19 protein-coding genes are annotated in these 21,584 nt (G+C 64.8%); 7 read left to right on the top strand and 12 right to left on the bottom strand.

The features are described from left to right. Positions 1–38: 38 nt before the first annotated feature. The 6 genes from aceE to acuR all read right to left on the bottom strand — a co-directional run bounded on the left by aceE (position 39) and on the right by acuR (position 8,581). Positions 39–2,657, bottom strand: a complete 2,619-nt coding sequence (aceE, locus tag CAL29_RS18480; RefSeq protein ID WP_094854523.1) for a pyruvate dehydrogenase (acetyl-transferring), homodimeric type — start codon at positions 2,655–2,657, stop codon at positions 39–41. Positions 2,658–2,727: 70 nt separating this feature from the next. Beyond that, positions 2,728–3,924, bottom strand: a complete 1,197-nt coding sequence (locus CAL29_RS18475) for a trans-sulfuration enzyme family protein (protein ID WP_094854522.1) — start codon at positions 3,922–3,924, stop codon at positions 2,728–2,730. 56 nt (positions 3,925–3,980) lie between these two features. Then, on the bottom strand, positions 3,981–4,997 hold the full coding sequence (locus CAL29_RS18470) for an amino acid ABC transporter substrate-binding protein (RefSeq protein ID WP_256977851.1): 1,017 nt from the start codon (positions 4,995–4,997) through the stop codon (positions 3,981–3,983). A 193-nt stretch (positions 4,998–5,190) separates the two neighbouring features. Beyond that, entirely contained in the window at positions 5,191–6,825 is a 1,635-nt protein-coding gene (locus CAL29_RS18465) for a thiamine pyrophosphate-dependent enzyme (RefSeq protein ID WP_094854520.1), read from the bottom strand. An 87-nt stretch (positions 6,826–6,912) separates the two neighbouring features. Next, positions 6,913–7,896 carry an acrylyl-CoA reductase (NADPH) gene (acuI, locus tag CAL29_RS18460; RefSeq protein ID WP_094856741.1) on the bottom strand — a complete coding sequence of 328 codons (984 nt, stop codon included), beginning with the start codon at positions 7,894–7,896 and terminating at the stop codon, positions 6,913–6,915. A 46-nt stretch (positions 7,897–7,942) separates the two neighbouring features. After that, positions 7,943–8,581 (bottom strand): acrylate utilization transcriptional regulator AcuR, encoded by a 639-nt coding sequence (acuR, locus tag CAL29_RS18455; protein ID WP_094854519.1) that lies wholly within the window; start codon positions 8,579–8,581, stop codon positions 7,943–7,945. A gap of 257 nt (positions 8,582–8,838) precedes the next feature. Here acuR and CAL29_RS18450 point away from each other — a divergent pair, with 257 nt between their 5' ends. The 6 genes from CAL29_RS18450 to proP all read left to right on the top strand — a co-directional run bounded on the left by CAL29_RS18450 (position 8,839) and on the right by proP (position 14,866). Beyond that, positions 8,839–9,819, top strand: coding sequence for a Bug family tripartite tricarboxylate transporter substrate binding protein (locus CAL29_RS18450; protein ID WP_094854518.1), 981 nt, complete (start codon positions 8,839–8,841; stop codon positions 9,817–9,819). A 50-nt stretch (positions 9,820–9,869) separates the two neighbouring features. Next, positions 9,870–11,102 carry an acyl-CoA dehydrogenase family protein gene (locus CAL29_RS18445; RefSeq protein WP_094854517.1) on the top strand — a complete coding sequence of 411 codons (1,233 nt, stop codon included), beginning with the start codon at positions 9,870–9,872 and terminating at the stop codon, positions 11,100–11,102. A 1-nt stretch (position 11,103) separates the two neighbouring features. Further along, on the top strand, positions 11,104–11,766 hold the full coding sequence (locus CAL29_RS18440) for a 3-oxoacid CoA-transferase subunit A (RefSeq protein WP_094854516.1): 663 nt from the start codon (positions 11,104–11,106) through the stop codon (positions 11,764–11,766). Then, positions 11,763–12,446, top strand: a complete 684-nt coding sequence (locus CAL29_RS18435; RefSeq protein WP_094854515.1) for a 3-oxoacid CoA-transferase subunit B — start codon at positions 11,763–11,765, stop codon at positions 12,444–12,446. Before CAL29_RS18440 ends, CAL29_RS18435 begins: the two co-directional genes overlap by 4 nt. A gap of 143 nt (positions 12,447–12,589) precedes the next feature. Further along, positions 12,590–13,141 carry a helix-turn-helix domain-containing protein gene (locus CAL29_RS18430; protein WP_094854514.1) on the top strand — a complete coding sequence of 184 codons (552 nt, stop codon included), beginning with the start codon at positions 12,590–12,592 and terminating at the stop codon, positions 13,139–13,141. 195 nt (positions 13,142–13,336) lie between these two features. Then, entirely contained in the window at positions 13,337–14,866 is a 1,530-nt protein-coding gene (gene proP, locus CAL29_RS18425) for a glycine betaine/L-proline transporter ProP (RefSeq protein WP_094854513.1), read from the top strand. Positions 14,867–14,890: 24 nt separating this feature from the next. On the opposite strand, the gene CAL29_RS18420 is transcribed toward proP, so the two are convergent. The 6 genes from CAL29_RS18420 to CAL29_RS18395 are packed head-to-tail and all read right to left on the bottom strand — an operon-like array spanning position 14,891 to position 20,963. Next, on the bottom strand, positions 14,891–15,862 hold the full coding sequence (locus CAL29_RS18420; RefSeq protein WP_256977562.1) for a LysR family transcriptional regulator: 972 nt from the start codon (positions 15,860–15,862) through the stop codon (positions 14,891–14,893). A 58-nt stretch (positions 15,863–15,920) separates the two neighbouring features. Then, complete coding sequence (gene trxB, locus CAL29_RS18415; protein ID WP_094854512.1) at positions 15,921–16,886, bottom strand: thioredoxin-disulfide reductase; 966 nt, start codon at positions 16,884–16,886, stop codon at positions 15,921–15,923. A 4-nt stretch (positions 16,887–16,890) separates the two neighbouring features. After that, a complete protein-coding gene (locus tag CAL29_RS18410; protein ID WP_094854511.1) occupies positions 16,891–17,904 on the bottom strand; it encodes a Bug family tripartite tricarboxylate transporter substrate binding protein in 1,014 nt (337 codons plus the stop codon). Between the two features lie 39 nt (positions 17,905–17,943). Then, a complete protein-coding gene (locus tag CAL29_RS18405) occupies positions 17,944–19,173 on the bottom strand; it encodes a CaiB/BaiF CoA transferase family protein (protein ID WP_094854510.1) in 1,230 nt (409 codons plus the stop codon). 42 nt (positions 19,174–19,215) lie between these two features. Beyond that, entirely contained in the window at positions 19,216–19,809 is a 594-nt protein-coding gene (locus tag CAL29_RS18400) for a UGSC family (seleno)protein (RefSeq protein ID WP_094856739.1), read from the bottom strand. Between the two features lie 35 nt (positions 19,810–19,844). Then, a complete protein-coding gene (locus CAL29_RS18395; protein WP_094854509.1) occupies positions 19,845–20,963 on the bottom strand; it encodes a hypothetical protein in 1,119 nt (372 codons plus the stop codon). A 201-nt stretch (positions 20,964–21,164) separates the two neighbouring features. On the opposite strand from CAL29_RS18395, the gene CAL29_RS18390 reads away from it, so the two are divergent. Further along, entirely contained in the window at positions 21,165–21,572 is a 408-nt protein-coding gene (locus tag CAL29_RS18390) for a GFA family protein (RefSeq protein ID WP_094854508.1), read from the top strand. Positions 21,573–21,584 lie beyond the last annotated feature (12 nt).

The raw sequence follows: 21,584 nt of genomic DNA, 5'->3' as shown, positions 1-21,584 counted from the left end.
GTCCCGCCGCGGCGCGGCGTCGCGGCGGGGCCTGTCCGTCAACGCAAGGCGCGCCGCGCCGTCTCCGCGATGCTGGCCGCATCCACGCCGAAATAGCGGCGCAGCGCGCCGCGGGTGTCGCTGCGGCCGAAACCGTCGGTGCCCAGCGTCCGGTACGGCCGTCCGGCCGGGATATGCGCGCGGATCGATTCCGGGACCAGGCGGACATAGTCCGACGCCGCGACGATGGGCCCGCCGCTCATGGCCAGGATACGGCGCAGGTGAGGCACCGCCGCCGCGTCGGCGCCGGCGTGTCCCGCGTCATCGGCCTCGCACATCCTGGCTTCGCGGTCCAGCTCGCTCCAACTGGTGATGCTGTAGAGATGGACGGTGTATCCCTCGCGGTTGAGGTCTTCGCCGGCGCGCTGCACCTCACGGAAGATCGCGCCCGAACCCAGCAGGGTGACGGCGGGTTTGCCGGCGCTTCCTTCCAGCGTTCGGTAGAGATAGCCTCCCTTCACGATGTCGGCGCTGTTCCCGTCGTCCAGATTGGGCTGCGCATAGTTTTCGTTCATGACGGTGACGTAGTAGAAAACGTCGCGCTGCACTTCCATCATTTCCCGCATTCCCTCGTCGATGATGACGGCAAGCTCGCCGGCATGCGCGGGATCGTAGGCGCGGCAATTGGGAATCGTGGCGGCCCAGAGATGGCTGGTTCCATCCTGATGTTGCAGGCCTTCGCCGCCCAGGGTGGTGCGGCCCGACGTCGCGCCGATCAGGAAGCCGCGCGGCCGCTGGTCGGCCGCCGCCCAGATGAGGTCGCCGATGCGCTGGAAGCCGAACATCGAATAATAGATATAGAACGGCAGCATCGCCTCGCCGTGCGTGCTGTAGCTGGTGGCCGCGGCGGTCCAGCTCGATATCGCGCCGGCCTCGCTGATGCCTTCCTCCAGGATCTGCCCGTCGGTGGCCTCGCGATAGGACAGCAGGGAGCCGATGTCCTCCGGCTCGTAGCGTTGGCCCCGGCTGGAATAAATGCCTACCTGCTTGAAGAGATTCGCCATGCCGAACGTGCGGGCCTCGTCGGCCACGATGGGCACGATGCGCGGGCCCAGCGACTTGTCCTTGAGCAGGTTGCCGAGCATGCGGACGAAGGCCATGGTCGTGCTCATTTCCTTGCCGTCGGGGTGCGTCGCGAAACCGCTCCAGGAAGCGCGATCCGGCGCCGGAACGGGCGCGCAGGCCGTGTGCCGGGCGGGCAGGGAGCCGCCGAGGGCCTGGCGCCGGTCGCGGAGATATTGCATCTCCGGCGACGAGACGCCGGGCTTGTAGAAGTCGGCGTTCCTGACCATGTCGTCCGAAAGCGGCAGCTTGAAGCGGTCGCGGAAGGAGAGCAGGTCCTCGGGCTCCAGTTTCTTGTTGGAGTGGGTGGTCATTTTCCCCTGGACGGCTGGGCCCATGCCGAAGCCCTTCTTGGTGTGCGCCAGGATCACCGTCGGCGCGCCCGTCTTGCGAACCGCGGCGTGGTATGCCGCGTAGATTTTCCTGATGTCGTGGCCGCCGCGTGTCAGGAGATCGATCTGCTCGTCGGAAAGGGACGCGATGAGCGCGGAGAGTTCCGGCGATTGGCCGAAGAAATTCTCGCGGTTGTAGGCGGCGTCCTTTGCCGCGAAGGTCTGCATCTGGCCGTCGACCGTGGCCGCCAGCGCCGCCTTCAGGCTGCCGTCGGCGTCCCGTTCGAACAGCGGATCCCAGTCGCTGCCCCAGAGCAGCTTGATCACATTCCATCCCGCCCCGGAAAACAGCCTCTCGAGTTCGTCGATGATCTTGCCATTTCCCCGCACCGGCCCGTCCAGGCGTTGCAGGTTGCAATTCACCACCCAGGTGAGGTTGTCCAGGTTCTCGCGGGCGGCGAGCGTGAGCGCCGCCATGCTTTCGGGCTCGTCCATCTCTCCGTCGCCGAACACTCCCCAGACGCGCCGGCCGCTGCAATCGAGTATGCCGCGGTCGGTGAGGTAGTGCATGAAGCGGGCCTGGTAGATGGAATTGATGGGACCGATCCCCATGGACCCGGTGGGGAACTGCCAGAATTCCGGCATCAGGTAGGGATGCGGATAGCTGGAAAGCCCTTGCGCGCCGGCTTCCCGCGCGGCAATTTCCCTGCGGAAATAGGTCAGGTCGCGTTCCGTCAGCCGGTTTTCCATATAGGCGCGCGCATAGATGCCGGGGGCGCTGTGCGGTTGGAAGAAAACCAGGTCGCCGCGGTTTTGCGGCGCCATGTCGCGCCGGGCGTGGAAGAAGTGGTTGAAACCCACTTCGAAAAGATCGGCGGCGCTGGCATAGCTGGCGATGTGGCCGCCCAATTCCCCGTAGGCCTTGTTGGCCTTCACGACCATGGCCAGCGCGTTCCAGCGCATAAGGGAGGCCAGCCTTTCCTCGATCTCCAGGTCGCCGGGGAAGGGCGCTTCCTGGGAAAGCGGGATGGAGTTCACATAGCCGCCCTGGCCGGGCGCGGGCGGCGTTTCCCGCGCGCCGGCACGCGCCGGGTCCGCGAGCTGCGCGCGCAGGCGCGCCAGCATGCGCGCCCCGCGATCGTCGCCATGTGTGCGGACCATGGCGGCGAATGCCTCCTGCCACTCTTCCGTCTCCTGCGGATCCGGATCGATATAAGCGTCCATTCCTGTCTCCGTCCGATGCCATCGGCCGACGCGGCCGGCAGGCTCTAGAAATAACATGGCCGGGGACGTGTCAGGCCAATGCCTGTCCCAGGTCTTCGATCAGGTCGTCGCTGTCTTCCAGGCCCACGGAGAGTCGCACCAGTTCCGGCGTGACTCCTGGGCTGAGTTTCAGATCCGGGTTGATTGCCTGCCTGGCCCGTATCATTCCCGCGGTGTGGTAGATCAACGAGTCGGTGTCGCCCAGGCTGATGCCGCGCGAGATCACCTTCAGTCTGTCCATCATCGGCGCGACACCGTCGAAACCGGCCTTGAGTTCGAAGGAAATCATCCCGCTGCCCGCCGACATTTGCCGGCGCGCGATGTCGTGGCCGCCAAACGAGGCAAGCCAGGGGTAGGTCACCTTGGAGATGGCCGGGTGCGAATGCAGCCAATCGGCGATGGCCAGCGCATTCCGGCTGTGCCGCTCCATTCTTATCGCCAGGGTCTTGAGGCCGCGCAGTATGAGAAAACACGACATGGGAGACGGCGTCGCGCCGGTCAGGAACTTGGTCCCGGAAGCGCGTATGGCATCCATGGTGGCGGCGTCGCCGATGATCGCGCCGCCCAGGACGTCCCCATGGCCGTTGAGATACTTGGTCAGCGAATGGACCACCAGGTCCGCGCCGTGTTCCAGCGGGCGCTGCAACGCGGGCGAGGCGAAGGTCGAGTCGACGATCACCCTTGCGCCGACCTGGCGCGCCGCCGAGGACAGGCGGGCGATGTCGAGCACCTCGCAGGACGGGTTGATCGGCGTTTCGAAGTAGACGATCCTGGTATTCGGGCCGATCGCCGCGCGCGTGCCGGCTTCGGTGCTCAGGTCGGCGCGAACCACCTTGATGCCGAACTTCGGCAGGCCTTCGTCCATCAGGGCGCCGGCGGTGTTGTAGATCGTGTGGTGGACCACGATCTCGTCGCCGGCTTTCAACAGCGTCAGCAAGGTGGACGCAATGGCGCCCATGCCGGATGCCGTCACGATCGCGTCTTCGCCGCCTTCGAGCGCGGCCAGGCGCCGTTCCAGGAGCTGCTGGGTCCGGTTTTGCTGCCGGCCATACACACAGCGCTCGCTTTCGCCGGAAAACACCGCCTGGAATTCGGCGCTGGATTCGAAGGCATAAGTGGAAGTCATGAAGATCGGAGGCGACACGGCGCCTTGGTGTGCTATCGGGTCATAACCGTAATGGATGGCTTTCGTCGCGAAGCGGACGCCGGAATTCTGCTTGCCTTTCATGGTGTTCCTTTTTCGGAGTCGGGCGGACTCGCCTCAATACCGTCTTGGCGCCGGCATCAGCGCACCGGCCAGCCGTACATGACGCCACCATGGGTGTATAGGGCGTTTATCCCACGGTCCAGTTTCAATGCGCTCCGGGCACCGAGCGTTCGCTCGTATATTTCGCCATAGTTGCCTAGCTGCTTGACGATGTTGTATGCCCATTTGTCATCGATACCGAGGTTTTTTCCCATTCCCGGCGTCACGCCCAGGATGCGTTGCACATTCGGATTGGCGCTCTTGGTCATTTCGTCGACGTTGGCCTGGGTGATGCCGTATTCCTCGGTTTCGAGCAACGCATTCAATACCCATCGGACGATGTTGAACCATTGTTCATCGCCTTGCCGGACCATGGGTCCCAAAGGCTCTTTCGAGAGCGATTCCGGCAGTATCGTCAGCGCAGTTTCCCCACCCATGCCCGTGCGCGTGGCCGCCAGCATGGACTTGTCCGCGGTGACGGCATCGCATCGGCCGGCGGAGAAAGCACGCAGCGCCTCGTCGAACTTATCCAGTACGACCGGTTTGAAGTCGATGCCGTTTCCGCGAAACCAGTCCGCCAGATTGAGTTCTGTCGTGGTCCCTGGCAACACGCAGATCGTGGCGCCATTGAGTTCTTTCGCGCTCTTTACGCCCAGGCTGCTCTTGACCATGAGCCCCTGTGCATCGTAGTAGTTCACGCCCGCGCCGATCAGTCCCAGCGTAGTGTCGCGCGTAAGGGTCTGGGTCGTATTGCGCGTCAGGACATCGACTTCGCCGGACTGCAATGCCGTGAACCGAGCCTGTGTGGTCAACGGCACGATCTTGGACTTGTTCTTGTCGCCGAAGACCGCCGCGGCAATGGACCGGCAGGTGTCGACGTCTATGCCTTGCCAATTGCTCTTGCTGTCGGTGTACGCAAAACCAGGCAGATCCGTGGTTACGCCGCACTGGACATAGCCGCGTTTCTTTATGGCATCGAAAGAGGCGCCCGCATGCGCGCATTGCAGGCACGCCAGGCTTATTCCCAAACCGATGACTATGTTCGAAATTCCCAATGGAGTCTCCCGAGTTATCGATGCCGGTTCGTTGTCTTCGATGGTATTGGCATCCACGGACACAATGTGTCTAATAAGACTCAAATGGTCCATAAGGGTAAACATGGACGCAAGGGCTGCGTCAGGGGAGAGGTTGGATTTGGTCTATGAAAATTCCGGTTAAGTGGTCCATGCGGACGGCATTGCGCCGGCGCTATCCCGCTTCGATGGACCGGGCGACGGTGTAGTCGGGGTCGCACTTCACTTCGATCAGCACCGGGCCCCGGTGCCGGTAGGCTTGTTCCACGATGGCGGCGGCCTCGTGGGCATGGGCCACGAGCAGGCCTTGGGCGCCGAATGCGTTGGCCAGGGCGCGGAAGTCCGGGTTATGCAGGTCGGTGCCGCTGACGCGTCCCGGGTAGGCGCGTTGCTGGTGGGTTCGTATCGTGCCGTAGGACCGGTTATTGGAGACGACGATCTTGATGTCGAGATCGCGCTCGACCGCGGTGGCCAGTTCGTTCCCGTTCATGAGAAAGCCGCCGTCGCCACAGAAGGCGGTCACTTGCCTGCCGGGAAAGCGCAAGGCCGCCGCCAGGGCGGCGGGCACGCCGGAGCCCATCGCGCCGCAGGCCGAACCCAGCAGGCGGTTCGTGGGTTCCAGCCGGTAGATCCGGTGCACCCAGGACGCGAAATTGCCGGAATCCGTGGTGACGATGCCATCGTCAGAGAGAAAGCGGGAGCACGCATGGACCGTGTGCCCCAGCACGTCCGCCGTGGGCGCGGATTCGCCTCGCCAATAATGCAGCGTTTCGCGGGCGTGCGAAATCTGGCTGCTCCAGCCGGAGGACAGGGCCCGCGTATAGGCGGTGTCCAGCATTCGGCGCACGAAGGCGCCGGCATCGGCGGCCACGGCCAGGTCCGTTTCGAATCGCGCGCCCAGGACCGCTGCGTCGGGATGAACGTGCACGAGTTTCTGGCGCGGAGGGGCCTGCCTCGGATAATTGAAACCGAGCGTGGACAGGTCCCCCAGCCGCGTGCCCAGCGCGACGATCAAGTCCGCCTCGCCCAGCAGCGCGGTATGTTCGCGGGAAGGGAAAAAGCCCAGTTGTCCCGCCCAGTTGGGATGGCGGTTGGAGAACTGGTCCTGCTGCTTGTTCGCCGCGACCACGGGCAGGCCGAACTTGCCGGCGAATCGGGCCAGGGCATGCCGGAAGTCGTCCGACCGGTTCTGTCCGCCGACGAGCAGCAGGGGCCGTTCGCAGCCTTCCAGCAGCGAGACGAATGTGTCGATCGCCGGTTCCGCGAGGGTGTCGGCGGCGACGGCGGCGGGGAAGGGCGCCGCCTGGGCGGCCTCGTATTCGAGCGCGTCCTCGGGCAGTTCGATTATGACCGCGCCCGGCGTCCCCGAGGTTGCGAGCGCGAACGCCTTGCGCAGCACTTCGGCGGCGGTGGCCGGATGCGCGATCCGGTAGCTTCCCTTGATGACCCAATTGAGCGAGACCCGGGTGTCGACTTCCTGCACCGCGCCCCGGTCCAGGTTCGGAAGATCGACCTGGCCGACGAGAAGGATAAGCGGAATGGCTTCCTGCTCGGCTACGTGGAGGGCGATGGACGCATTGAACAGGCCGGGCCCGCGGCTGACCGCGGCCACGCCGGTCTTACCGGACAGCTTGGCGTCCGCTACCGCGGCCAGTCCCGCCGACCCTTCGTGGCGGCAGGTGACCAGATCGATTCGCGCCTCATCGTGCAGGGCGTCCAGCAGCCCGAGAAAGCTTTCCCCCGGGACGCTGAAAATTCGCTCCACGCCGAAATTGGCCAGGGTGGCCGTGATGAGTTCGGCAATTCTCATTGTCTATCTCCGTCTCTACGGAATGGCGTGGCCCGTGGTTCGTGGCCCGGCCTTGCGGACGAGCGCGGCGTGGGAATGGCAGCAAGCCTATTCGTTCACGTCGACGACCAGGCGTCCGCGGATATGCCCGGCGACCAGATCGTGCGCGGCCTGGATGGCGGCGCTCAACGGAATGTCTTTTCCGATATCGCCGGTTGCCTCCGGCGGCAGGTCGCGGCTCAGCCTTGCCCAGGCCGCTTCGCGTTCGGCGCGCGGACGCGTGACGCTGTTGATGCCCAGCAGCTTCACGCCGCGCAGGATGAAGGGCGCGACGGAGCCCGGGAAGTCCAGGCCCTGGGCCATCCCGCAGGCGGCCACCGCGCCATCGGCCTTCGTGGCGGCGCACACGTTCGCAAGCGTATGGCTGCCCACCGAGTCGATGGCGGCCGCCCATCTTTCCTTTTGCAGGGGTTTGCCGGGGTTGGACAAGGTGGCCCGGTCGATGATCTCGGCCGCGCCCAGCTTGCGCAGATAGTCCGCTTCCTGGGGGCGCCCCGTGGCGGCGATGACGCGATAGCCGAGCTTGTTCAGGATGGCGACGGAGAATCCACCGACGCCCCCGTTCGCGCCGGTGACCAGGACGTCCCCGGCGTCCTTCGTGACGCCGGCTTTCTCCAGCGCCATGACGCAAAGCATGGCCGTATAGCCGGCCGTGCCGATCGCCATCGCCTGGTGCGTGGAGATGCCCTCGGGCGCATGGATCAGCCAGTCTCCCTTGACCCGGGCGAGCTGGGACAGGCCGCCCCAATGCTGTTCGCCGACGCCCCAGCCGTTGAGGATGACGCGCTGGCCGGCCGCGTAGTCCGGGTGCGTGCTTTGCCGCACCACGCCGGCGAAGTCGATGCCGGGAATCATGGGGAAGCTGCGCACGATAGGGCCCTTGCCGGTGATGGCCAGGCCGTCCTTGAAGTTGAGCGTGCTGTATTCCACCTCGACCAATACATCGCCTTCCGGCAGGCGGTCTTCCGAAATCGATTGCAGCGTGGCCTGCTGGCCCTGGTCATTCTTGTCGATCAAGATTGCGTTGAACACTTTCAGCTCCGTATCGGTGATGAATTCGTTGTGGTTCGGCGGTCCGCTACGGCGTGACGCCATTGACGAAGCCCTGGATGAAGATATCGAGCGGGCCGGGCTCCCGCATCATCCTGGCGCGCAAGACCGCGCCTTCCCAGCCTATCCAGAAGAAGCGAGCCAGCGCCGCGCAGTCGGCGTCCTTCCTGATCTGGCCCGCGTCGCGCGCCAGGGCGAAGCAGGCGGCCACCTTCGCTTCCCAGGCCTGGAGGATTTCGTTCATGTAGCCACGGTAGGCGGGCGGAAGCGTGCCCACTTCCTGGCCGAAATTGCCGATGAGGCAACCGCGCGAGAAGCCGTGCCTGGCCATCCCCAGCTTGGCGTCGTCGACGAAATTGAAAATCCGCCGCAACGGATCGACGCCGTCGTCGAGCAGCCAGCGATCGAGCTTTCTCCGAAAGTATTCGTCATAGGCCTGCATGACCTGCAACCCGAAGTCTTCCTTGTTCTTGAAGTAGTGATAGAAGGACCCCTTGGGCACCGTCGCGCGTTTCAGGATGGCGTCGAGTCCGGTCGCGCTGAACCCCTGTTCGGTCAGCATCTCCATGCCGATGCGAACGAGGATGGCGCGCGTTTCGACGACGGCGAGCGCGGCATCGGCCTGGCTGCGGCGGCCACGGCGGGTGGCGGGTGATTTTGTGTCCATGCGGCGAATTATAGACCGGTCGTCTTCTATTTCAAGCAGTGAGTGGTACGTTCGTTTAGCCCTTATTTTTTCATGAGAAATTAATTAATATATTGATAATAAATAAGAAAGTAGGATTTCTGGCGATCGAATAAGGGCATTTATATCGCATGAACGCAAAGTGTCGGTAGTTTCCCTAATGACACAAAGTGTTCTAAGCAAACATACTTCTCCTCACCGCGCCCAGGAGCGCGGCCTGGACCAAAAAGGGGAAGTTCATGAGATTCGGATGGTCACGTGTACTCGCCGTGGGCGTTTGCACCCTGGCGGCGACGATAGGCATCGCCAGGGCCGCGGACGACTATCCCGGCAAACCCATACGCCTGCTCGTCGGGTTTCCGCCGGGCGGTCCGACGGACATCATCGCCCGCATCATCGGCAAGGGACTGGCCGAGCAGCTCGGCCAGTCGGTGATCGTGGAGAACCGCGGCGGCGCGGGCGGCGTCATCGCGGCCCGCATCGTCGCGACCTCGCGCCCCGACGGCTACACCTTGCTGGTGGGCGTCGAATCGTCGCAGACGCGCGGCGTCGCGCTCAACAAGACGCTGCCGTACGATGCCGAGAAGGACTTCACCTACATCGGCAAGATAGCCAAGCAACGCAATCTGCTCGTCGTGAATCCGAAGTTGCCGGTGTCCAATGTGAAGGCGCTTATCGCCTACGCGAAGGCGCACCCCGGCGAGTTGAATTTCGGCGGCACCTACGGCGCCACCTCCCATATCGGCGGCGAGCTGTTCGATCTGGACAATGGCGTGAAAATGACCTTCGTCAGCTACCCCGGCGGCGCGCAGCCCATCACCGACCTGATCGCCGGAACCGTGCAGGTGGGGTTCTTTACCGAAGCCACCATCGCGACGCAGGTCAAGGCCGGGATGCTCAAGCCCCTCGCCATGGCGGCGCCTGAACGTTCCCCGGCCTTTCCCGACGTGCCGACCCTGGCGGAGGCGGGCGCCAGGCCCATGGAATTGTCGCCGTGGTTCGGGCTCGCCGGTCCGCCCGGGATGCCGGCCGCGGTGGTCGGGCGGCTGAGCAAGGCGCTCGACGTCCTCGCGCACGACCAGGCCTTCCAGGCGCAGTTGGCCGCCATCGGCGCCGCCTCCATTCCGGGTTCCACGCCCACGTCTTTTCATGACGACGTCGTCCGCGAAATCGCCTATTGGAAGAAATTCGTGGCCGACGCCCATATTCCGATCAACTGAATCCGATCAACTGAGTCCGATCAACCGGGTCCCATCCACCGAGGCCAGCGATGAGCGCATCATTGCCAACGACACAGCGCATCCCTTCTTCATCCGGCTTCTACGCGCAGCTCGATGCCTTGCTCACGGAGCGGGAGCTCGAACTGGTGCGGCGCGCGCGCCGATTCTGCGACGAGCGCCTGGCGCATGAGCCGCTGGCCGCCTTTATCGAGGGCAGGCCCTATGCGTCGTCGCTGATCGACGACTGGGCGGGGGAGGGCTTCTTATCCTTGCAGGTGCCGCGCGAGCAGGGCGGCCATGGCGCTTCCTATCCGTGCAAGATCCGGATTGCCCAGGAAGTCGCGCGGCATAGCTTCGCCACGGCTTTCGCGCTGAACAATCTGCAGGGCTCCGTGACGCGCCTGGCCCGAAGCGGTTCGGACACCCAGCGCGCGGCGTTGCTGGAGGGATTCATGCGCGGCCGATTGCTGGGCGCTCCGGCGCTCACCGAGCCCGAGGCAGGCAGCGATCTCGGCGCCTTGCGCACCGAGGCGGCGCGGGTCGACGGCGGCTGGCTGATCTCCGGCTCCAAGGCCTGGGTAACGAACGGCGCCGTGGTGAATTGTCCCCTCGTCCTGGCGAAGGTAAAGGGAAGCGGAACGCAGGACGGCCAGATCGCCAGCTTCCTGGTCGATATGTCGGCGCCGTCCGGCAGTTATGCGCGCCGGCCCATGCCGTCTGTCGGCGGCCACTCGTTCCGTTGCGCGGAGCTCGTCTTCGACCGGCATTTCGTTCCCGATTGGGCCATGTTCAATGCGCCGGGGGAGGCGTTCAAGGCTTCCCTCGCTTCCATCACCGCGGCGCGGGTCCACGTCGCCGCCATGTGCACGGCGACGCTGCACGCGGCGCTGTGCGATGCCATTGCCTATTGCCGCCAGCGGACGGCGTTCGGGCAGTCCTTGCTCGACCATCAAGGCCTGCGTTGGGAGCTGGCCGAGGTCGCGACGCGGCTGGAGGCGGCCAACGCGCTGGCCGTCCTGGCGGCGCAGCGTATCGAAAGCGGCGATGCCGCCATCACCCTGGCCGCGCAGGCCAAGAAGTTCGCGGTCGACACGGCGATCTGGGGACTGGACCAGTGCGTGCGCTGCGTCGGCGCCCGTGGCGCGACCTCGGGGATGCGGCTGGCCATGCACCAGGCCGAACTGCGGTTCTCCGCCTATACGGACGGCACCGGGCAATTGCTGCTGGACCGGATCGGCAAGGGGCTGCTGAAGGATTATCCCAGTACTGAACAGGGGAAGTGACGTGAGGAACGTGGTTGTAGCGGGGCCCGATGCCGCGATCGAGGGCATGCGGGACGGGGCGGTCGTCATGGTCGGCGGCTTTGGCGGCGCGGGCTTGCCGCGTCGTCTCATCACGGCCGTGCTCGACGCCGGCGTCCGTGACCTGACCGTGATATCCAACAATGCGGGCGCCGGCGGCGTGGACCTGGCCGCCTGGTTCGAGGCGCGCATCGTCCGGAAGATCGTCTGTTCCTATCCCAGGAACGCCGAAGCCTTCGCCGAGCAGTATCGCGCCGGCAGCGTGGAGCTGGAACTCGTGCCGCAAGGCACCCTGGTGGAGCGGATCCGCGCGGGCGGCGCCGGCCTGGGCGGCTTTCTCAGCCCGGTGGGGGTAGGCACCCGGTTCGCCGAAGGCAAGCAGATCATCGAAGTCGGCGGCAAGCCTTATCTGCTGGAAGTTCCGCTGAAGGCGGACTTCGCATTGTTGCGGGGGCGGGCGGCCGATACCTTGGGCAACGTCGTCTATAACAAGACGGCGAGGAATCATCAGGCGGTGATGGCGACCGCGGCCGAAACCGTCGTCGTGGAGGTGGCCGAGATCCTGGCGCCGGGCGCGCTCGACCCGGAGGCCATCGTCACGCCGTGCATTTTCGTCGACCGCGTTTTCCTGCAGGAGGCGGTATGAAAGGCTTGTCTCGCGAAAACCTGGCAAGGCTGGTGGCCGCCTCGCTGCCCGCGGGGGCATTCGTCAATCTGGGGATAGGCGCGCCCACCGCCGTGGCCGATTATCTGCCGGACGATTCCGACGTCATCCTCCATAGCGAAAACGGCATACTCCATCTCGGTCCGAAGCCGGCGCCGGGCCTGGAGGACTACGACTTGATCAACGCCGGCAAGAGCCCGGTCACGATCAACGAGGGCGGCGCCTATTTCGACTCCAGCCTGGCCTTCGCGATGATGCGCGGCGGGCACATCGACGTCGCCGTGCTTGGCGCTTTCGAGGTGTCTTCCGGCGGCGATCTGGCGAACTGGAGCACCGGCCGCGCGGACGGTTCGCCGCCGGCGATCGGCGGCGCCATCGACCTGGCCGTCGGCGCGAAGCAGATATGGGTGATGATGGAGCACGTCACCAAGACCGGCGCGGCCAGGCTGGTCGAGGCGTGCAGCTTGCCCTTGACGGCCATGGGCGTGGTCCGGCGGGTTTTCACCAACCATTGCATCCTCTCGGTCACGCCGCGGGGCTTTCGGCTAGACGCGGCGGTCGAGGGAACGGACCTGGATACGCTGCGATCCATGACGGGCGCGCCCTTGCTCATCGATGGACGGCCGGCCGCGATCACGGCCGAGGGGCGCTTGATGCAATAACGGTGGCATGCCGCGCCTGGCGCCCGCTCGCGCGGGAGGCCCAGGGCGGCAGATGGGCTTGGAGAGGATTCTGCGTACAATTCCCGGGTTTTCCCCGTACGCAGGTTTGCGCATCGCGGCAATTTGTCCTCGAGGGTCCACGAGTGGCTTTAAAACTAAAACTTCTACGAGTCCAGGCCGGGTTGACGTTGGAGCAGTTGGCCCAGTCCTGCGGGTTGACCCGCAGCTATATCTCGAAGGTGGAACGGGGCATTTCGACGCCCTCGATCGAAACCGCGTTCAAGCTGGCCCATGCATTGGGCGTCAACGTCGATCGCTTGTTCGGCAAGCCGGAGCAGGCGGAGGAAATTTCGCTGATAAGGGCCAGGGACGCGGCGCCCGACGAGCGCGACGAATACCTGACGCTCGTCGCCGGCGCCAATGGCGACCGCCTGATGCGGGCCTTCGTCATCCGCCCCGGCAAGTTCAACGGCGGGCGGGCCCGCAAGCGCATCCTCAGCCATCATGACGGCGAGGAAATCCTGTATGTGCTGAGCGGACGCCTGGAACTGACCATCGGCGCGAGAAAAGAGCTGCTCGACGTGGGGGATTGCGTCCAGTTCAATTCCTCGTCGCCGCACAAGCTCGTCTCCGTCGGCGAAGACGAAGGCGTCGCCCTCATTGTCGTATCGAGCCACGACCTCCTGGCCCTCTGATTTTCGCGGGCGTCGCCTGTATACGCCAGTAACAGTATCTGAAGGCGTGTCATAACGCCGAAAGCCCAAAGGAGGGCATACTCGAAGGAAGGGATCGGGGCCGCACGCCATGGCCGGGCATGTCGAACGGAGCGCAGGCGGCAGATTCTTGCCGCTTTTCGCCGCGCATCTGGGTATATCGACAAGGAGCGTCTCATGAGCCAGTCCGTCAGTCCATCGCCGGTCCAGCCCTTGCAGATCGACGACATCACCGTCATCGATAACACCAAACTCAAGAAAGCCGTCACGGCCGCCGCGCTCGGCAACGCCATGGAGTGGTTCGACTTCGGCGTCTACGGTTTCGTCGCCACGGCCCTGGGCAAGGTGTTCTTCCCGGAAGCCTCGCCGGCGGTGCAGACGATCGCCGCGTTGGGCACGTTCTCCGTGCCTTTTCTCGTCCGCCCGCTCGGCGGCGTTTTCTTCGGAGTCATGGGGGACCGCTTCGGGCGGCAGAAGGTGCTGTCGCTGACCATCGTCATCATGGCGATCAGCACCTTCTGCATCGGGCTGATCCCGTCCTACGAAGCCATCGGTTTGTGGGCGCCCGTGCTGCTGTTGCTGTGCAAGCTGGCCCAGGGTTTCTCGGTCGGCGGCGAATATACCGGCGCTGCCATCTTCGTCGCGGAATATGCCCCGGACCGCCAGCGCGGCTTCCTGGGTAGCTGGCTGGATTTCGGATCGATCGCCGGCTTCGTGCTGGGGGCGGGGCTGGTGGTGCTGTTGCACACGACGCTGGCGGAGCAGCGCTTTCTCGATTGGGGCTGGCGCCTGCCATTCTTCGTGGCCGGGCCGCTGGGGTTGCTGGGCCTGTATCTTCGGCACGCCGCCGAGGAAACCCCGGCCTTCACCCAGCAACTGGAAAAACTCGAAAAGGAAGACCGCGATGCGCTGAAGGAGCGGCCCACCGTGTCCTTCAAGGAGATCTTCCTCAAATATCGCAAGGCCTTGTCGATCTGCATCGGCGTGGTGCTGGTGACCAATATCACCTACTACATGCTGCTGACCTACATGCCGACCTACCTGTCGAGCAGCCTGGGGTATTCCGAGGAGCATGGGGTGCTGATCATCGTGGTGGTGATGATAGGCATGCTGTTCGTGCAGCCCATCGTCGGCTTTCTCAGCGACAAGGTGGGACGCAAGCCTTTCCTGCTGATAGGCAGCGTCGGCCTGTTGATCCTTTCCATCCCCGCCTTCCATTTCATCGGCAGCGACAATGTCGGCCTCATCTTCCTGGGCCTGCTGCTCATCGCGGTCCTGCTGAACTGCATGACCGGCGTGATGGCCTCCACCCTGCCGGCCTTGTTTCCCACCCGCATCCGCTACAGTGCGCTGGCCAGCGCGTTCAACGTCGCCATCATCGTCGCCGGCCTGACGCCGACCGTCGCGGCTTGGCTGGTGGAGGGCACGAACGACGTGATGATGCCGGCCTACTACCTGATCGTGGCCGCCGTCATCGGCCTGGTGACCTCGTTCTTCCTGCCCGAAACCGCCAACCGCCCGCTGCGCGGCGACACGCCGAACGCCGCCAACAAGCGCGAGGCCAAGGTCCTGCTGCAACAGGCCTACGACCACATCGAGGAAACCGTGCAGGAGGTCGACGCCGAGATCGCGGAACTGGAGGAGAGGCTGGCCTCCCTGCGCGAGCGCCGCCAGCGCCTGGCGGATCGTCATCCGCATCTGGAATAGGCGGAGGCAGGGGAAGGGTGGCCGCTAGGCCGTATTGGTATTGATATTGGCCGTCCTTGACGCAGGCGCGGTCGCCAAGGACGCCTCTATCGCCGGCCACGCCTGCCGCAGGTGGGCGAGAAACCCGGCGGCGCTGGGCGTCAGCGTTCTTTCCTTGATGGCGATGGTGCCTATGGTCCGCGTCAGTTCCGGCAGTTGCAGCGGCCGGGAGACGAGGTCGGCCTGGAGCGCGGCCGGCACCGCGCCGCCGGGAACGATGGCCAGGCCGACGCCGGCGTAGACGCACTGCATCATGGTCGCGAAGTGATGGACCGTGACCGCCTGTTCCAGCAGCAGCCCGGACACCGCCGCGCGGCTGTCGAGCAGGCGCCGCGTGTGCGCTTCGCGCGGCAACACGATCAGCGGATAGCCTTCCAGTTGGTCTATGGTTATTTCCGGGCATGTCGACAGGACATGTCCCCGCGGCATGACCACGTGCAAGGCGACGAGGCTCAGCGGCGCCGCGGAAAATGCCGGCCCGACTTCGTCGATGTAGCCCAGGCCCAGGTCGGCGACGCCGCTGCGGACGTCCTCCATGACCACGCCGTGCACGCCCTCGCGCACCTGCAGTTCTATCCTGGGCCGGGATTTGCGGTAGCTGCCGATGATCGTCGGAAGGTGGGTATAGGCCACGGACATGACCGCGGAAACCACGACCCGCCCCCGCTGTTCGTCCGATATCTCGCGCATGTTGGCGAACGAGATCCTGAGGTCGCCCAGGATGCGGTTGGCCAGGGCGATGAATTCCTGGCCGGCGGCCGTGACTTCGATGCGGCGGGTGGATCGATGGAAGAGCTCCAGGCCCACCGCCTTCTCCACGCGCTGGACGGTTCGTGTCAGCGCGGGCTGCGACATGTCGAGCGTCAACGCGGCCGCCATGAAGCTGCCGCACTCCGCGATGGTGCAGATGGCCTGCAATTCCCGCGCACCGAGATCGGGAACAAGGTCGATACCCACGGCGTGTCTCCTTCGGCTGCCCGCGAATCGCGGGTCTTCCGGATTATGCTTCAGGCCTTCAGGCGCCGGCATTCCGTGTTTCGAGAAAACGCTGGGCGTCGAGCGCCGCCATGCATCCGCTGCCCGCGCTGGTGATTGCCTGGCGGTATACGTGGTCCTGGACGTCGCCGGCGGCGAAGACGCCGGGTATGGACGTCATGGTCGCGGCGCCCGCCAGGCCGCCGCGGGTCCGGATGTAGCCGTTCTCCATGTCGAGCTGCCCCTCGAAGATCGCCGTATTCGGGTGATGGCCGATGGCGATGAAGACGCCTGCAACCGCCATCTCCTCGCTTTGGCCGGTTCGCGTGCCGGAAAGGCGCACGCCCGTCACCCCTGAGTCGTCGCCCAGCACTTCGTCCAATTCGCGGAACAGCATGAGCCGCATGCCGCCGGTTTCCACCTTCCTCATCATCCTGTCGACCAGTATCGGTTCCGCGCGGAATCTGTCGCGGCGATGCACCACCGTCACCGTCCGGCAGATATTGGACAGGTACAGCGCTTCCTCCACCGCGGTGTTGCCGCCGCCCACGACGACGACGTCCCGTCCGCGATAGAAGAATCCGTCGCAGGTGGCGCAACCGGACACGCCTCGCCCCATGAAGGCCTGTTCCGAGGGAAGTCCCAGGTATTTCGCCGAGGCGCCCGTGGCGATGATCAGCGCATCGCAGCTATACGCCGAGCCGGAATCCCCCTTGAGGGTGAACGGGCGGCTGGAAAGATCGACGCCTTCGATATGATCGAAAAGGATTTCCGTGTCGAAGCGTTCCGCATGCTTCTGGAATCGCTGCATCAGGTCCGGACCTTGTACGCCGGCGTCGTCGGCGGGCCAGTTGTCGACGTCCGTGGTGGTCATCAATTGGCCGCCCTGGGCCAGCCCGGTGATGAGGACCGGTTTCAGATTGGCGCGGGCGGCGTAGACCGCCGCCGTGTAGCCGGCCGGCCCGGAGCCGAGGATGACGAGGCTTGCGTGCTTTTTCGTGGTCATGGATCTATTGGGGTTTTATGCCGGCGGACTTTACGATGGCGGCATACCGCCGCGATTCGCTGATGCAGAATGCGCTGAAGTCCTTGGGCGTGTCGCCGACGCCCTGCGCCATGACTTCCCTGAAGCGTTTCTTGACGTCGTCTTGCGCCAAGACGCTGCTGACCGCCGCGTACAGGCGATCGACGATGTCCTGCGGCAGCTTCGCGGGCGCCCATAGCCCGTACCAACTGGTGAGGTCGACGGCGGGATAGCCCAGTTCCGTGAGGGTCGGCACGTCGGGCAGGACGTCCACCCGCTGCGCCGAGGTGACGGCGAGCGCCCGCAACCTTCCGCCTTTCACGAGATTGATGGAGGAGGGCATGGAGTCGAGCATGTACGTGACCTGGCCGCTCATGACATCGGTAAGCGCGGGCGCCGATCCCTTGTAGGGAACGTGCAGCACATCCAGCTTGGCGGCCGACTTGAACAGTTCGCCGGCCAGGTGGCCGGGCGTGCCCGTGCTGGAGCTGGCGAAACTATGGCGGCCGGGTTCCGAGCGGACCAGCTTGACGAGGTCGGCGACCGAGCGGACCTGCAGCTTTTCACTGACGACCAATTGGATCGGCGTGCTGGCGACGTCCGTGATCGGCGTGAAGTCCTTGAGCGGATCGTGCGTCATGTTGGCGTACAGCGCCGGGTTAACGAGCTGGCCGGACACGTTGATCATGATGGTATAGCCGTCCGGCGCGGCCTTCGCCACCAGGTCGGCGCCTATCATTCCGCTGGCGCCGGGCCGGTTGTCGACGATGACCGACTGGCCCACGCGCTCGGCCAGCGCCTGCCCCACGATCCGGCCCACGACATCCGTGGGGCCGCCGGGCGGGTAGGGGATGATGAGGCGGATGGGCTTTTGGGCGGGATAGCCTGCCGAGGCCCGGACGCCCGATGCGAAAACGGTTGCCGCCAGGCATGCCGCCGATCCGATGAAGCGCCGGCGGCCGGCGCTGGCCGCGCCGGGTATTTCCTTGGTGAATGTCATTGTTGTCTCCTTTGTTCTTATGGCAGGACGGATGGATGCTCACATGGTCGATACCACTCCCTCGTTTTTCAGCGCCAGAATCCTGGTCCTGTCGTAGCCGAGCAGTTCCGCCAGCACGGTCTCCGTATGCGCGCCCAGGATGGGCGGCGCCGATCGGTAGGAGACGGGGGTTTCCGACATATGCAGGGGGCTGCCGACGATATCGAGGCTGCCCCCGCCGCCATTCGGGAGCGGGATCTTCATGCCCCGGTGCAGGACGTGCGGGTCCGTGAAAACGTCCGCCAGTTGGTTGATCGGGCCGCAGGGGACCGACGCCTGCTCGAGTATCTCCAGCCAGTTCGCCGTGGACTTCAGTCGCATCCGCGCATCGATCAGCGGAATCAGCGCATCCCTGGACGACAGCCGGGCGGTGTTCGTGGAGAAACGCGGATCGTCCGCCCATTGCGGCGCGCCCAGCGCGTCGGCGAAGCGGCGGAATTGGGCGTCGTTTCCCACCGTGACGATGATGTGCCCGTCGCGAGTGGGGAAGTCCTGATACGGGACGATGTTGGGGTGGGCGTTTCCCAGCCGCGGCGGCTGGTTGCCGCTCGCCAGGAAGTTCATGGCCTGGTTGGCCAGGCAGGCGACCTGCACGTCGAGGAGGGAAATGTCGATGTGCTGCCCCTTGCCCGTGCGGTCGCGATGGGCGAGCGCCGCCTGGATCCCGACCGTGGCATAGAGGCCCGTGAGAATGTCGGTGAGCGCGACGCCGACCTTCAGCGGACCCGCCCCGGCTTCGCCGTCTCGTCTTCCGGTGATGCTCATCAGGCCGCCCATGCCCTGGATCAGGAAGTCGTAGCCGGGGCGATTGGCGTAGGGGCCCGTCTGCCCGAAGCCCGTTATCGAGCAATAGACGAGTCCGGGATGGTCCCGGCTCAATGTCCCGTAGTCCAGGCCATAGGCCTTGAGGCCGCCCACCTTGAAGTTCTCGATGACGACGTCGCATCGGGCGGCCAGCCCGGCGACGATACGCTGTCCCTCCGCATGGCCGATGTCGACCGAGACCGAGCGCTTGTTGCGGTTGGCGCTGACGAAGTAGGCCGATTGCGGGACTTCGCCCCATTGGGCATCTTCCACCCACGGCGGGCCCCAGGCGCGGGTATCGTCGCCCGAACCCGGCTTTTCTATCTTTATGACGTCGGCGCCGAGATCGGCCAGCGTCTGGCTGGCCCAGGGTCCCGCCAACACGCGCGAGAGGTCGAGGACCCTCAGGTGATCGAGTGCGCCCATGGTCTTGATCCTTTGTGCGGCTTGCCGTTCAGGGCTGCCCGCTTATTGCAGGTCGACCTTGATTTCAAGCGGCGCCTTGGTGCCCAGCCAGACTTGCTGGGCCTGTTCCTTTATCTGGGCGACGCGCTGGGCGACTTCCTCGGCGGTGATGGAGCTGACGGGGTGAGTGATGACCACGGGTTCGAGCGACTTCATGCCCACCGCCTGGCGGGTCAGCTCGGTCTCCCGCACGAATTCGGTTGTGATGATGACCGCGCTCGGGATGCCCAGCTTTTCCAGGGCGATCGAGTCTCGCACGCAGGCCGAGCAGCAGGAGCCGCAGTCGCCGATGGCCGTGAGCACCACGTCGTTTTCGGCGGCGATCTTCTCGATCAATTCGGGCGCGGCGTCTTTCGAGAAGCTGTGCTTGACGTAGTAGTTCACCGCCTCGAATTCTATGTCCTCGCCCAACGCCGCCGCCGCGCCGCGCAGCAGCTTGTTGGCGTTCCATTTGGAATTGTCCAGGATGCCCAGGCGAAGCTTGCGCAGGTCTTTCCTGCGGGCGGAGGTAGGCACGTTTTCGAAGCGCAGGTTTCCGCGCGGGTCGAAAACCGCGACTTCGTTCGTGTTCGTATCGGTGTTCGTAGTGGTGTTCATCAACATGTCGATCTCCTTTCCATGGATCCGGATGTTCAGAGCGCGCAGACGCCGCCTACGCATTCGGCGCCGTTGCCGCCGGCCCCGCTGCCTTCGATGGGTTGCAGCACGGGCGTGCTCATATGGCCCCAGCCGGGTATCAACACGGAGAACCGTCCCGCTTCGCCGCCCATGACGAAGAGGTGGATGTGGTCGGGGCTGTGGACGATGGGAATCCGCGTCTCGTCTTCGCGCTTGTAGTATTTGGGGATGTTCCGGTTGTAGACCTTGCCGTACCGGTGTCCGTAGGCGAGCTCGATAAAGCGGTTGCCGTGATTGGTGAACAGGTAGTTGCGGATGTCGGCGCGGGACCAGCCATGCTTGGCGATGGTCTGGGCATGCTCCAGGCCCAGCACCACCGCGATATGTCCGCCCAGCACCGCGCTGTTGGAAGCGATGGTGTTCATCGCCGAGCACATCGTGTCCAATATGCCTTCGGGATCGTTCGAAATGTGGTTCGTGACGCTGTGCGGGGCTTCGGCCGCCAGGGCGAACACCGTGGAATCCTCGGGCTTGTAGCCGTGCTCGACGTGATAGGGGGCGAGGGGGCTTTGCGCCTCGTTCTCGCATACGCAATAGGTGTACTTTCCGGGATGGCCCAGGGTGCTCTTGTCGAGATCGCCGGGCCATCCTCCGCCGACGTTCAGCATGACCAGGCGCAGCGCCCGCCCTATGGTCGCGTTGGCGCGGTTGCCCGAGCCGAAGGCGTTGCAACCGCCATTCATGCCGATTTCGCGGGCCAGCGGGCCATTCACCACGATCAGGGGCGAGGCGACATGCGTGGTGGCTTGCACGCCGTTCAGGTTGAACGCCTGCTGCGTGACCGCCTTGACGGCGGCCAGCACGACGGGCGCATACTCGGGCCTGCATCCCGCCATGACCATGTTGATGGCCAGCACTTCCCGGGTCAGTTCGCCCCAGCGCGGCGCGATGCGCGCTTCGACGAAGGCCGGATCGCCGCCGAGACGGGCAACGATGGCGTCGACCTTTTCCCGCGTGGGCGGGACGACGGGCAGGCCATCGCTGAATCCCTGTTCGTAGTAGTACTCCACCAGGTCCACGTCCGCGGGCACCCGGCTCATGGCGGATGACGGTTCTTGCAAGACTGCGCTCATGTTTATCTCCTCGCTCTGTTGCGGTCCCTGCGCTATGAGGCGTCAAGGATAGGAGGGCAGCGCGATTGATTACAAGATCAATCTATTTCGATAAACAGTTGCGTTTTATGCATAAATGACGCGGGGAGGGGCCACCGCGGGGCGCCGGGAGAAGGTGAATAATGGCCGTTCAATGTCCCATGCTATTCGCCCGGAGGAGACATGAAAGTCCAAGGTCAATGCCATTGCGGCGCCATCGCGTATGAAGCGGAGGTCGAGCCCGGCACCGCCGCCATCTGCAACTGCGCCGACTGCCAGATGCAGACGGGTTCCGCCTTTCGCGTGAATATCCCCGCGCCCGCGGATAAGTTCCGTCTTCTGCGGGGAAATCCCAAGCGCTATCTCAAGATCGCCGACAGCGGCGCCAGGCGCATCCACGCCTTTTGCGAGAACTGCGGCGGACCGGTCTATTCCTGTGCGGCCGAGCATCCGCAAAGCTATTCATTGCGCGTTGGTGCGCTGAAGCAGCGCTACGAACTGGGACGGCCCGCGCGGCAGATCTGGACCAAGCGCCGTTTTCCCTGGATTCCTCCGCTCGAAGGCGTCCAGGAGGTCGAAGGGCAGCCTTAGCATCAGTCACCG

This window comes from Bordetella genomosp. 10, assembly GCF_002261225.1.
In the GTDB taxonomy this organism is placed as follows: Bacteria; Pseudomonadota; Gammaproteobacteria; order Burkholderiales; family Burkholderiaceae_B; genus Bordetella_C.
The sequence above is the reverse complement of the archived record's forward strand: the minus strand, read 5'-3'. Positions and strand labels throughout refer to the sequence as shown.

Bases quoted from the DNA above. Each gene is read 5' to 3' on its own strand.
- CAL29_RS18390 (WP_094854508.1), top strand. From the start codon at position 21,165: ATGAAAGTCCAAGGTCAATGCCATTGCGGCGCCATCGCGTATGAAGCG.
- CAL29_RS18400 (WP_094856739.1), bottom strand. From the start codon at position 19,809: ATGAACACCACTACGAACACCGATACGAACACGAACGAAGTCGCGGTT.
- CAL29_RS18395 (WP_094854509.1), bottom strand. From the start codon at position 20,963: ATGAGCGCAGTCTTGCAAGAACCGTCATCCGCCATGAGCCGGGTGCCC.
- CAL29_RS18475 (WP_094854522.1), bottom strand. From the start codon at position 3,924: ATGAAAGGCAAGCAGAATTCCGGCGTCCGCTTCGCGACGAAAGCCATC.
- proP (WP_094854513.1), top strand. From the start codon at position 13,337: ATGAGCCAGTCCGTCAGTCCATCGCCGGTCCAGCCCTTGCAGATCGAC.
- CAL29_RS18405 (WP_094854510.1), bottom strand. From the start codon at position 19,173: ATGGGCGCACTCGATCACCTGAGGGTCCTCGACCTCTCGCGCGTGTTG.
- CAL29_RS18445 (WP_094854517.1), top strand. From the start codon at position 9,870: ATGAGCGCATCATTGCCAACGACACAGCGCATCCCTTCTTCATCCGGC.
- CAL29_RS18435 (WP_094854515.1), top strand. From the start codon at position 11,763: ATGAAAGGCTTGTCTCGCGAAAACCTGGCAAGGCTGGTGGCCGCCTCG.
- CAL29_RS18450 (WP_094854518.1), top strand. From the start codon at position 8,839: ATGAGATTCGGATGGTCACGTGTACTCGCCGTGGGCGTTTGCACCCTG.
- CAL29_RS18465 (WP_094854520.1), bottom strand. From the start codon at position 6,825: ATGAGAATTGCCGAACTCATCACGGCCACCCTGGCCAATTTCGGCGTG.
- aceE (WP_094854523.1), bottom strand. From the start codon at position 2,657: ATGGACGCTTATATCGATCCGGATCCGCAGGAGACGGAAGAGTGGCAG.
- acuR (WP_094854519.1), bottom strand. From the start codon at position 8,581: ATGGACACAAAATCACCCGCCACCCGCCGTGGCCGCCGCAGCCAGGCC.
- CAL29_RS18410 (WP_094854511.1), bottom strand. From the start codon at position 17,904: ATGACATTCACCAAGGAAATACCCGGCGCGGCCAGCGCCGGCCGCCGG.
- trxB (WP_094854512.1), bottom strand. From the start codon at position 16,886: ATGACCACGAAAAAGCACGCAAGCCTCGTCATCCTCGGCTCCGGGCCG.